The organism is uncultured Dietzia sp., assembly GCF_937873725.1.
GTDB lineage: Bacteria > Actinomycetota > Actinomycetes > Mycobacteriales > Mycobacteriaceae > Dietzia.
The window spans coordinates 1-11602 of record NZ_CALMYY010000004.1 but is presented as its reverse complement, the minus strand read 5'-3'; the positions used below and the strand labels follow the sequence as shown (position 1 = coordinate 11602).

Genomic DNA, 11602 nt, shown 5'->3' with positions numbered 1-11602 from the left:
CCGGACCCTTCACCGGACCCCGACGACAACTGATCCAGCGAAGCCGGGGGGAGCGGACTGCCGCCACCGCCAGACGAACCAAGCGCCGCGGCGAGTTCAACGTTGAGTCCGAGGGCCCCGAGTGACCCTTCTACCGCAGCGCCGAGACCGAGGTCGAGTCCAGCGCCCTGGGCATGGGAGGCACCGGTGGAACCTGCGATCGCGAGAAGTGCGGTTCCACTGACGGCCGCGAGGCGTAGGTGGAGTGGGCGGTTCGATGTCATGTTCGTTCCCCTTCGTGCGTCGGTAGGGCGTGCGCCACGGTGCGGGTACGCCTCGTGGCACTGTCATCGCCGGCCCACAGGTTATTGTTGCCCGGGTCACAGTGCCACCGGTCCGCGCGGCCGCGCCGCCGAGAACGCAAGCGCCGGTGGGCTTACCGAGACGGTGTCGACGGCCGGGCGGGGGCGTCACCTCGTCGTCGTCATCCCGTCACCACGACCACCTAGGCTCGCCGGGGTGACCACCACACCCGCTGCCGCCTCGCCCCCGGTCCCACCGCTGCGCCGGATGGCGGACGGCACCGTCAAACAGATCAATCCCTTCACCGGCACGGAGGTCTGGACGGTGCCCGGGCGCGGCAACCGGCCGATCGACCTCGCCCCCGACCGCGTCGCCGCGGTGGATCCCGGCGCTCCGGAGGCGCACTGCGCGTTCTGCGTGACCCGCCTGCGCGAGACAACGCCGGAGAAGTCGCGGCTGGTGCGGGACGGGGACGGGGACGGGTGGACGGTCCTCGACGAGGTCCCCGCGGACGACCTCGACGCCACCACCCCCGAGTTCCGGCTCTTCGGCAACCTCTTCGAGATCGTCTCGCTGGACTACTGGAAGGCGGTCCACGGCTACCGGATCTCCGAGCGCGCGGCCGCCCACCAGGTCGCCTACCTGGCCTCGGCGGCCGGGGCCGAGCACGTCCGCGCGCTGGTCCGCGCCCGCATCGCCGCCGCCCAGGGCGATCCGGCGGCCGTCGACTCGATGGACGCCGCCACGCTGGCCCGACACTCCGAGAGCTTCTTCGGCGGCTGCCACGACGTGGTGGTGGCCCGGCGCCACCTCACCGACGGCGCCACCAGGACCGACCGGCACGCGTCCTCGGGCTCGCTCACCCCGGCCGAGCACGAGAGGTTCATCGACTTCAGCGTCCGCGCCATGCGGGGCCTGTACCGCGACAATCCCCACGCCCGGTACGTGTCGGTGTTCCAGAACTGGCTCAAGCCCGCGGGGGCGTCGTTCGCGCACCTGCACAAGCAGCTGGTGGCGATCGACGAGATCCCGGTGAAGACCGGGCGCGAGCTGGTCGCCCTCACGCGGGAACCGGACCTGTACAACGCCCTCGGGGTGGACCACGCGGCCGCCGAGGGCCTGGTGTTGGCGGCCAACGAGCACGCGGTGGCCGTGGTCGGGGTGGGGCACCGTTACCCCGCGCTGGTGATCTACTCGCGATCCGCGGCGAGCGAACCGTGGGAGCACACGCCGGAGGAGCTGCGCGGGGTCTCGGACCTGGTGCACGCGTGCCACGCCGCGACCGGTCCGCTGGTCCCGTGCAACGAGGAGTGGCACACCCGGCCGCCGGGCGTCGGCGTGGCCATGCCCTGGCGGATCGTGCTCAAGTGGCGGATCTCCAACCCGGCCGGCTTCGAGGGCTCGACCGGGATCTACATCAACACGATCGACCCCTGGGCCCTCCGGGAGCGCGTGGCGTCTCGGCTGTCCGGACTGCGGGCGGAGGGTCGGATCGCCGAGATGGCGCTCGGTGCGGAGTGTGGGGACGTGCGGGGGTCACTGCGCTACGGGTGAGAGGATGACCGACGACGACGAGGTTCGCCGGTCCGTCCCGTGGTCAGCGCACCGGTGATGGCCTCACGGATCCCCGGAACCGAGGCCGGGATCACGACGGGCCCGGCGGCCGTCGGATCCAGCAGCACGGCCGTGGGGGTCTCCTCCGCGCCGTCGTTGATGCTGCGGCACAGCTCGAAGGCGTCCTCGTCCCGCCAGATGTTGACCCAGTGGACGTCCAACCCCTCGCGTGCGGCTCGCCGGCGCAGCGCCGCGGAGTACGGGCAGCCGGGACGCCACAGCACCACCACGGTGTTGCCCCGGCCGGCCGCACCCCGGACCGCCTGCAACGGTTCGTGTCCGCTCACCCGGAGGGGGGAACTCCGCAGGGCCACGACGCCGGCCACCGCCAGGGCGAGCGCCGCGAGCGGGAGGCCGTGGCCGAATCCCACGATGATCCAGGCGAGCGCGCACCCGAGCGCCACGACCGCCGCGGGGGCGGTCCAGTGGCCGGGCACGAGCTCTCGCCCGGCCCGCGGGAAGGGGTGGGTCACCCGGACGACGATACGCGGACCCGATGCCGCCGCGCCCGGACCGTCACCGGATCGTCACGCGGTAGCGTCGACGACATGACGGACTCGTCGCCTGAGACCACGACCGCTCGCCCGGGCACCCGCAAGGTCCGCGACCTCACCGGGCCGGGGATCACGACCGGGTTCGGCATGGAGGGAACGGACCTGGGGATCTTCGCCCGGACGCCCTCCGGGCGCCTGCTCGCGGTGTTCGGGGACACCTTCGCCGGCGCCGGGATGGGGGCCCCCCACGTGGGTCGCCCCCACCCGGGGATCGCCGAGTGCGCGCCCACCACCGACGAGCGACCCGGGCCCGGCAACCCCGACTGGCGGTCCCCCGTGGCCCTGTTCTCCGACACCACCGACCCGACGAGCGGCGTGATCTGGTCCGAGGCGGCCGGACCGGGACCGCGCGACTACGCCGCCCAGCTGGTCGACTACGTCCACGGCCGGGGCTGCTCGACGGTCCTGCCCAGCGACGTCCTGACCGTCGGCGACACCATGTACCTGCACGTCATGGTCAACGAGGGGCTCGGCACCGTCACCCGCACCGAGATCCACCGCTCGACCGACGACGGCCGCACGTGGGAGCCCACCGGGGCCGTGTTCTCCCCGCGGCTCGAGGGCGGCCACCGCCAGTTGTGGACCTGGGAGACGGGCGGCGACGGCCACGTCTACGTGCTGTCCACCGGGTTCCAGCGCGACAAGGGCGTGATCCTCATGCGGGTCCGGGAGGAGCATCTCGGCGACCCGGACGTCGGTGGCTGGCAGACCTGGGGCTACCGCAGGGGCGCCTGGGGCTGGGGCAACCCCACGACCATCGTCCTGCCCGGCCGGATCGGCGAGATGTACCTGCGGCGGTGCGAGGACTTCTGGACCCTGACCTACTTCGACGCCGAGCACTACCGGATCGACTGCCTCACCTTTCCGCACATCGGGGCCGACCTCATGGACCGGACCGTGACCGCCCACACCACGCTCGTGCCCGGCTGCGCGTGGGGCGACGAGTCCGACGGCACCGACCCCGCCACCGGGCCCGCCCGCGTGGCCCAGCTCTACTGCGGCTGCCCCGTCCCCGGGTCCACGCCGGAGGAGTGGCACATCGTGGTGAGCCAGTGGAACACCCACGACTCGGCGGCCGGCCCGGCCGGCTGGCCGTACCGGTCCATGCAGTTCACGGGGTCGATCCCGCGGCCGCCGGGCCGCTGACGCCTCAGGCCCAGGGCAGGGGGCCCAGCACCCGCCCGGCCCACGCCCGCACGGCGCCGGCGTCGCGCACGTCCAGCTCCGTGGTGTCGACCTCGATCGCGTCGGGCCACGGCGGCAGGTCGGCCAGTTGCGCGTCGAGCACCTCCACCGTGGCCTCGGACGGGTCGGCGCCGGCGTCGGCGCGGTCGAGGATCCTCCGCACCAGCTCCTCCCGGGGCGCGGTGCAGGAGGCCTCGACCAGTTCCGCGTGGGCGTCCGCGGCCACGGTCTCGGCGCGGGCGCGGCGCCGCGGATCGAGCCAGGTGGCGTCCAGGACGACGCTGCGGCCGAGCGCGAGCAGCTCCGCGGCTCGCCCGAGCATCCCGGCGTAAACGGCCGAGACGGACTCCTCCGAGTAGCGGTCGCCGCCGGCGGGGACCCCGGGGCGCAGGACGTCCGACCGCAGCAGCTCGGCGCCCAGCGACTCGGCCAGCGGCGCGGCCAGCGTGGACTTGCCCGACCCGGACACGCCCCCCACCAGGACGAGTCGCACGCGGGCGCGCAGCAGCGCGTCGACGGCGGCGTCCGCGAGTTCGAGGGCGTGCCGGGCGTCGGCGCCGCCGCCGTCGCCCGCCTGTCCCGCCCGGATCGCGGTGACCTTGGCCCGGACCAGCGCACGGTACCCGATGTAGTGGTGGACCAGCGACGGCGGCGCGTCGTCTCCGGAGAAGTCCCGGTAGGCCCGGAGGAACTCCACGGCGAGGTCCCGGGCCCCCTCCCTGTCCAGGTCCATCGCCAGGAACCCGGCGTCGAGCATCGCGTCGCCAAACCGGAGCCGGTCGTCGAACTCGAGGCAGTCGATCACCCGCGGGCCGTCGTCCTCGAGGTAGACGTCGGCGGCGAGCAGGTCCCCGTGCCCGTCGACGATCCGGCCCGCGGCGATGCGGGCCTCCAGCAGCCGACCGCGGCCGCGGAGGTACTCCCCCGCCAGTCGCTCGATGTCGTCGACGATCTCCGGCGCGTCCTCGCCCACGCTCAGGCGCCGCAGGTGGTCTACCGAGTCCCGCCACAGTCCGGCCACCGCGTCCCGGCCGCCCGCGGCGTCGATGTCCTCCGTGTGGGGGCTCGCCGCGTGGAGGTGGTCCAACTGCCGGGCCACCTCGCGGACGCCGTCCACCAGGTCCGGACGGCCCTCCGGGGCGGTGCCCGCCGACCGCGACCGGACGAGCGAGTCCAGGCTCCGGTGCGAGGGCAGCCGGCGCATCCGGACCACGTGATCGATCACCTCGCCGTCGGGACCCCGGACCTCCAGCACCCCCCCGTACACGTCGGGGGCCAGGCGGCTGTTGAGCTCGACCTCCCGACGGCTCTGCTCGCCTCGTGCCGCGACGGTGCGGTTGTCCAGGAACCCGAGGTCGATCGGCTTCCGGATCTTGTGGGCCTGGTCGGCCCAGAGCACGATGAGAGAGCTGTGCGTCTCGACGATGGCCGGCCGTCCGCCGGCCGGGGGTTCGGAGCCTCCGCGGGTGTGCATGACCCCAGCCTAGGCAGGCGGGTCCCGCCGCGACCCCCGGGCCGTCGTGTGTCCGCGGACACCATGGGGGATGATGCAGTCGTGACCATCGTCGTGGCCTGCGGGGCCTTCAAGGGCTCCCTCACCGCTATCGAGGCGTGCCACCACGCCGCCGAGGGTGCGCGCCGGGCCCATCCGGACACCGACGTGGTCGAGCGCCCTGTGGCGGACGGCGGGGGCGGCAGCCTCGAGGTGATGGTCGCCGGCGGCGCACGGCGGATCCCCGTCACTGTCTCCGGCCCCACCGGTCGGCCCGTCGAGACCTCCTTCGCCGCCATCGATCCGGACACCGCCTTCGTCGAGATGGCGGACGCCTGCGGCCTCCTGCGGCTGCCGGGTGGGCGGATGCGCCCACTCGAGGCCTCCAGCCGCGGGGTCGGCGAGGTCATCCTGGCCGCCCTGCGCTCGGGCCGCGGCAACATCCACCTGGGCATCGGCGGAAGCGCGTCGACCGACGGCGGCACCGGGATGCTCTCCGCGCTGGGCGCCCGCTTCCTCGACTCCTCCGGCGTCGACCTCCCCGACGGCGGTGGCGCACTGGTCCACCTCGACCGCGTGGAGCTGGGCGGACTGGACCCCGCCGTCCGCGCCTCCCGCATCCGCGTGGCGTGCGATGTCGACAACCCGCTGCTCGGCCCACTGGGCGCGGCCCGGGTCTACGGGCCCCAGAAGGGCGCGCTGCCGCGGGAGGTCGACGACCTCGAGGCGGGACTGTCCCGCCTGGTCGAGGTCCTGCGCGCCCAGGGGCTCGACACGGACCCCGACGCGCCGGGTTCCGGTGCCGCCGGCGGTGTCGGCTTTGCCGCGCGCGAGGTGCTCGGCGCGAGCCTCGACCCCGGCTTCGAGGTGCTCGGCACCCTCACCGGGCTGGAGGACGTGGTGTCCGCCGCCGACCTGGTGGTGACCGGCGAGGGCCGCCTCGACGACCAGACCATGCACGGCAAGACGCCCATGGGGGTGGCCGCGCTGTGCCGCTCCCACGCCGTGCCCGTGGTGGCGGTGTGCGGCCGGTTGGACCTGGAGGCCGACCGCGTGGCCGAGGCCGGGTTCGTCGCCGCCGCCGCGCTGACCGAGGTGGAGCCGGACCTGGCCAGGTCGATGGCCAACGCGGGCGCGCTGCTCGAGGTGGTGGCCGCGGAGGTCATCTCACGCGTGCTCCCCTGAGCCCGTGACGGTGGCGGCGGCCGCCACCTGGTCGTCGACGGACATCCACAGCTGCAGGGTGTCCCCGCTCCGCCTCCGCCTGACCGTCACGGTCGCGCCCGCCACCACGGGGCGGTAGTACTACATCACCGCGCGATGACGGTGTCGCAGCAGGTCGGGATGGAGCAGGAGCTCGTCCTCCACGGCTGCGAGGTAGGCGGCGTTGTTGAGGTGTTGCAGCGGGTCGAAATCCGTACTGCGCAGGACGTGGACCCGGTCCTCCGGCTCATCCTCCCCGGGAACCCGGGCTGGCCGGGCCGCGGTCATCGCGGTCCACCGCAGGCGGTGGACGTCCGTCGTCGCGGCCAGGGTGGCGACTCCGTTTTCACTGATCCGGGTGGGCACCCCCTGGGCGTTGACGTTGATCCAGAAGGCCTCCGTCTCCACCAGCCCGTCAGGCTGCGTCCGGGGGCTGAAGGGTGTGGTCTCGTGCGTGGCGGTCATCCGCACACGGACGTTGGCCCAGCGCGAGGACAGTCCCGAGCACCAGCGCTGCTGGTGCACCGTGGCGGGCCAGGTGATCGGCTCGATCACGTCGATCACGGTCCTGCGCACGATCCAGTACGGGTCGGTCTCCGCGTGGCCGGCGGCCTCCAGGTCATCGGTCGCGATGTCCTGGAGGTACCGGGCGATGCTGTCCAACCGCAACCTCCGCTGGGGATCGACGTCGCCGGTCCGCACCTTGCGCGTGGAGGAGTAGCCCGATCCCGGCGAGGGCGGCCGGGGCAGTGGTGTCGGTTCAGGGTCGTGCACGGCGTCTCTCATCGGACCTCCCCCTCCCGAGAGCCCTATCCCAGAGTCACAGCGTCCGGTCCGGTTTGAGTCCGTGGGCGATGCCCCACGCCACCGCCTGCGCCCGCGTGGTGACCCCCATCTTCCGGTAGGCCGTCCGGATGTAGGTCTTGACGGTGTTGAGCGAGAGATAGCAGCTCGACGCGATCTCCTCGTTCGAGTGCCCCTGGACGATCAGGCCGACCACCTCGGCCTCCCGTGCGGACAGGCCCGCCTCCTTGGCCGGCCACCGGTCGGCGCCCATCACCGACCGCCCAGGACCCAGCATCGTCACCCGGCTCCCGGCTGCGATCTGCTCGATGCCGTGGACCAACTCCCGTGCGGGCAGGGACTTGGCGAGGAACCCGTGGGCGCCCATCGCGAGGCTGTCGCTCACCGCCTGATGATCGGTGGCGAACGAGTAGACGGCCACCGCCCCGACGGTGGGATCCCGGAGCAACGCGGCCAGGCGGGCGTGCTTGCCGACGGGCGCGGCAAAGGTGTCGTACAGGGCCACATCGACCACGGCGGGACCGCTGTGGACGGTGTCCGTCTCCACGATCTCGATGCGGTCGCCGTAGGGCGCCAGGAACGCGTACACGCCGGCCACCACCACGAGGTAGTCGTTGACCACAGTCACCCGGACCGGCATGGACCCACCGTACGACACGTGGACCGGACCGCCGCGCGGGGCGTCCTCGCCGATCCACCGGGCCCGGGGCCCGATGTGGGACATGATGAAGGCCCCGAACAGACCCCGGAGGTCGATATGCGCAAGTGGCTCCTCGGTGCCCCCGTCGCCGCCCTGGCCGCCCTCGCTGCCGCGGACCTGCGGCAGACCAGATACCCCATCCTGCGGACCTACCCCGTCCTCGGCCACGCGCGCATGGCCCTGACCTCGCTCGGGCCGGAACTGCGGCAGTACATCGTGGCCGGCAACGACGAGGAGCGGCCGTTCACCCGGGACCAGCGCAGCTGGGTCTACGAGTCGGCCGAGGGCCGGGCCACCACGTTCGGCTTCGGGACGGACAACAACATCGAGTTCCTCGAGGGGTACCCGATACTCAAGCAGCGCACCTTCACCGGGGTCACCGTGTCCGCGCACAGCCACTCGGGCGAACACCTCACGCTCCCGGCCGCCAAGGTCCTCGGGGCCGCCCGGGGTCGGGCCCGGGCCTTCCGGCCGGAATCGCTGGTCTCGATCTCCGGGATGAGTTTCGGGGCCCTCTCCGCCCCCGCCATCGAGTCGCTCAACCGCGGCGCGGCCCTCGCGGGAGCCCTGCACAACACCGGCGAGGGCGGCCTGAGCCCGTACCACCAGAACGGCGCCGACCTGATCTTCCAGATCGGCACCGCCTACTTCGGGGTCCGGGACGACGACGGCCGTTTCGACATCGACAAGCTGGTCGCGCTCACCCGGACTCACCCCGTGCGGGCGATCGAGATCAAGCTCAGCCAGGGCGCCAAACCCGGGCTCGGGGGCCTGCTGCCGGCGGCCAAGATCACCGACGAGATCTCCGGGATCCGAGGCATCCCCAAGGACCGGGACTGCGCGAGCCCCTCCCGGCACACCGCGTTCGGAGACGTCGATTCCATGCTGGACCTGGTCGAGGAGATCGCCGAGCGCACCGGACTTCCCGTCGGCATCAAGTCGGCGGTCGGCGACCTGGTCTTCTGGGAGGAGTTGGCCGCCGCGATGGTGCCGCGGGACCGCGGCGTCGACTTCATCACCATCGACGGCGGCGAGGGCGGGACCGGCGCCGCGCCGCTGGTCTTCACGGACGCCGTCTCCCTGCCGTTCCGGCTGGGCTTCCCGCGGGTCTACCGGATCTTTGCCGAGGCGGGGCTCTCCGACGACGTGGTGTTCATCGGCTCCGGCAAACTCGGCATCCCGGAGAACGCGGCGGTGGCGTTCGCGCTCGGCGTGGACATGATCAACGTGGGTCGCGAGGCCATGCTCTCGATCGGCTGCATCCAGGCCCAGAAGTGCCACACCGACCGGTGTCCCACGGGGATCGCCACGCAGCACCCCTGGCTCACGCGCGGTGTGGACCCCACGGACAAGGCCGTGCGCTGCGCCTCCTACCTGCGCTCGTTGCGCCGCGAACTGATCAAGCTCTCCGGCGCGGTCGGGGTCCCGCACCCCTCGCTGATCGGTCCCGAGGACGTGGAGTTGGCCAACGGCACCCGGACGTCCGCCACGCTCGCCGAGATCTACGGCTACCGGAGCGGCTGGGGCCTGCCCGGCGAGGCCCTGCGCGGTGAGATCACCGAGATCATGATCACCAGCGGGGCCGCCGAGCACACCGCCGCCTACACCCCACCCGGTTTCTGACCGGCACCTACCCCTCGGCGCCGGCCCTCAGCAGTCCGAGTTCGCGGTTGAGGTTGGCGTGCGCCTGCTTCTCCCACAGATCCCGCCCGGCCCGGGTCCGGAAGACCGACCCCCGCTCGAGCAACCCCTCCAGCGCCGCGATCCGCCCGGCCACGAAGCGCTCGCCCGGCACGTGCGCGAACTCGTGGCGCACGTCCTGCGAGTAGGTGTCATAGGTGTCGGGATCAGACCCCAGCACCGCGAGGTCGGCGTCCGAGAGGACCGCTCCGTTGAGGTCCCCGCCCTCGACGCGGTGCCCGCCCATGAGCCGGACCAGCCGCGACACCTCCTCGACCGGGGCGGCCGGGTCGAGCACCCGCTCGGTGAAGACCGCCGACTTGTCGTTGTTCTCCGACTCGGTGGGGTCGAACACCGCGGTGTGCAGCCACGCCGCGAGCCGGACCGCGGTGCCGTCGAACGCCTCCCCGTCCGCCTCCAGCGCGTCGACCGCCCTGAGGACGGCCCGCAGGTGCGTCTCGTTGTGATAGCGGCGCTGCGGCTCGTTCCAGCGTTCCAGCAGGTCGGCCCGCAAAGCGGGGGTGAGGAACTCGACCTGGGCGTCGAGGGGGTCGATGGCGGTCCCGCGGTCGGTATCCATGGTCGAACCTTACCGCCGCGACGCCCGTGATCAGGGCGGATCGGGCTACTCGTCGAGGTCCGCCCCGAGGAGCGGGGGGTGCGCCTCGAGCAGCTCCAGCTCCTCCGGGGTGAACATCCTCGCCCGCGCCAGGAACCGCCTCCCGGTGGGGTTCTCGAGGCTGAACCCCGAGCCCCTGCCCGGGACGGCGTCGATCACCATCTGCATGTGTCGCCACGCCTCGAACTGCGGGCCCGAGATCCACACGCGGACCCCGGTCCGGTCGTCGGCGTCCACGTCCACCTCCCCCACCAGGACGTCCCGCTGGCCCACGCGGAACTCCCCGTCGGGGTAACACATGGGTGCCGACCCGTCGCAGCAGCCACCCGACTGGTGGAACATCACCGGGCCGTGCCGGCCGATGAGCTCGCGGATGAGCTCGACGGCCGGCCCGGTGGCCACGACGCGCGGCGGGGCCTCCATCAGAAGAAGCCCTGCGGCTTGCCCGAGTAGCTCACGAGCAGGCACTTGGTCTGCTGGTAGTGGTCGAGCATCATGCGGTGGTTCTCCCGGCCGATGCCGGACTGCTTGTAGCCGCCGAACGCCGCGTGGGCCGGGTACTGGTGATAGGTGTTGGTCCACACGCGGCCCGCCTGGATGGTGCGACCGGCGCGGTAGGCGGTGGTGCCGTTGCGCGACCACACCCCGGCGCCGAGGCCGTACAGCGTGTCGTTGGCGATGGTCATGGCGTCGTCGAAGTCGGTGAACGAGGTCAGCGAGAGGACGGGACCGAAGATCTCCTCCTGGAACAGCCGCATCTTGTTGTGGCCGCGGAACACGGTGGGCTGCACGTAGTACCCGCCCGCGAGGTCGCCGTCCAGCTCGGCCCGCCCGCCGCCGGTGAGGACGTCCGCGCCCTCCTGCTTGCCGATGTCGATGTAGGACAGGATCTTCTCGAGCTGGTCGTTCGAGGCCTGGGCCCCCAGCATGGTGTCGGTGTCCAGCGGGTTTCCCTGCGTGATCTTCTCGGTCCGCTCGATCGCGAGTTCGGTGAAGTCGTCGAAGATCGACTTCTGCACCAGCGCACGCGACGGGCAGGTGCACACCTCGCCCTGGTTCAGGCCGAACATCGCGAAGCCCTCGAGCGCGGCCTGACGGTAGTCGTCGTCGGCGTCCATCACGTCCTCGAAGAAGATGTTGGGGCTCTTGCCGCCCAGCTCCAGGGTCACCGGGATGAGGTTCTCCGAGGCGTACTGCATGATCAGCCGGCCGGTGGTGGTCTCGCCGGTGAAGGCGATCTTGCGGATCCGGGGATTGGAGGCCAGTGGCTTGCCGGCCTCGGTGCCGAAGCCGTTGACCACGTTGAGCACGCCCGGCGGGAGCAGGTCGCCGATGACGGACATGAGGAACAGGATCGACGCCGGCGTCTGCTCGGCCGGCTTGAGCACCACGCAGTTGCCCGCCGCCAGGGCCGGGGCGAGCTTCCACACCGCCATGAGGATCGGGAAGTTCCACGGGATGATCTGGCC

At 72.4% G+C, this 11602-nt stretch carries 12 protein-coding genes; 4 read left to right on the top strand and 8 right to left on the bottom strand.

Annotation, left to right across the window (positions count from 1 at the left end):
• Positions 1 to 498: 498 nt before the first annotated feature.
• Complete coding sequence (locus Q0444_RS00170) at positions 499 to 1836, top strand: DUF4921 family protein (protein ID WP_349679625.1); 1338 nt, start codon at positions 499 to 501, stop codon at positions 1834 to 1836.
• Here Q0444_RS00170 and Q0444_RS00165 read toward each other — a convergent pair.
• Positions 1827 to 2369 carry a hypothetical protein gene (locus Q0444_RS00165; RefSeq protein WP_291084337.1) on the bottom strand — a complete coding sequence of 181 codons (543 nt, stop codon included), beginning with the start codon at positions 2367 to 2369 and terminating at the stop codon, positions 1827 to 1829. The genes Q0444_RS00170 and Q0444_RS00165 overlap by 10 nt on opposite strands.
• 75 nt (positions 2370 to 2444) lie before the next feature.
• On the opposite strand from Q0444_RS00165, the gene Q0444_RS00160 reads away from it, so the two are divergent.
• Positions 2445 to 3596, top strand: coding sequence for a DUF4185 domain-containing protein (locus Q0444_RS00160; RefSeq protein WP_291084340.1), 1152 nt, complete (start codon positions 2445 to 2447; stop codon positions 3594 to 3596).
• 4 nt (positions 3597 to 3600) lie between these two features.
• Here the strand turns inward: Q0444_RS00160 and Q0444_RS00155 are convergent, their stop codons facing one another.
• Positions 3601 to 5109: an AAA family ATPase gene (locus Q0444_RS00155; RefSeq protein ID WP_299020355.1), complete on the bottom strand. Its 1509-nt coding sequence runs from the start codon at positions 5107 to 5109 to the stop codon at positions 3601 to 3603.
• An 81-nt stretch (positions 5110 to 5190) separates the two neighbouring features.
• On the opposite strand from Q0444_RS00155, the gene Q0444_RS00150 reads away from it, so the two are divergent.
• Positions 5191 to 6312, top strand: coding sequence for a glycerate kinase (locus Q0444_RS00150; protein WP_291084347.1), 1122 nt, complete (start codon positions 5191 to 5193; stop codon positions 6310 to 6312).
• On the opposite strand, the gene Q0444_RS00145 is transcribed toward Q0444_RS00150, so the two are convergent.
• From Q0444_RS00145 to Q0444_RS00135, 3 genes are read right to left on the bottom strand one after another with little or no spacing between them, the layout of a single operon-like run.
• Positions 6295 to 6417, bottom strand: a complete 123-nt coding sequence (locus tag Q0444_RS00145; protein WP_299020352.1) for a hypothetical protein — start codon at positions 6415 to 6417, stop codon at positions 6295 to 6297. The genes Q0444_RS00150 and Q0444_RS00145 overlap by 18 nt on opposite strands.
• Before the next feature lie 15 nt (positions 6418 to 6432).
• Positions 6433 to 7116 (bottom strand): acyl-ACP thioesterase domain-containing protein, encoded by a 684-nt coding sequence (locus tag Q0444_RS00140; protein WP_299020349.1) that lies wholly within the window; start codon positions 7114 to 7116, stop codon positions 6433 to 6435.
• Positions 7117 to 7150: 34 nt separating this feature from the next.
• Positions 7151 to 7858 (bottom strand): LuxR C-terminal-related transcriptional regulator, encoded by a 708-nt coding sequence (locus tag Q0444_RS00135; protein WP_367179733.1) that lies wholly within the window; start codon positions 7856 to 7858, stop codon positions 7151 to 7153.
• A 33-nt stretch (positions 7859 to 7891) separates the two neighbouring features.
• Here Q0444_RS00135 and Q0444_RS00130 point away from each other — a divergent pair, with 33 nt between their 5' ends.
• A complete protein-coding gene (locus Q0444_RS00130) occupies positions 7892 to 9457 on the top strand; it encodes an FMN-binding glutamate synthase family protein (protein WP_291084353.1) in 1566 nt (521 codons plus the stop codon).
• 7 nt (positions 9458 to 9464) lie between these two features.
• Here Q0444_RS00130 and Q0444_RS00125 read toward each other — a convergent pair whose 3' ends face one another.
• From Q0444_RS00125 to adh, 3 genes are all read right to left on the bottom strand, one after another.
• The gene (locus Q0444_RS00125; RefSeq protein ID WP_291084357.1) at positions 9465 to 10094 is read right to left on the bottom strand and encodes a hypothetical protein; all 630 of its coding nucleotides are present in this window, start codon (positions 10092 to 10094) and stop codon (positions 9465 to 9467) included.
• A 45-nt stretch (positions 10095 to 10139) separates the two neighbouring features.
• Positions 10140 to 10556: a DUF779 domain-containing protein gene (locus tag Q0444_RS00120; protein ID WP_291084360.1), complete on the bottom strand. Its 417-nt coding sequence runs from the start codon at positions 10554 to 10556 to the stop codon at positions 10140 to 10142.
• Positions 10556 to 11602 (bottom strand): aldehyde dehydrogenase (gene adh, locus Q0444_RS00115; protein ID WP_299020339.1); only part of this gene is annotated, 1047 nt, incomplete at its 5' end. The genes adh and Q0444_RS00120, both read right to left, overlap by 1 nt.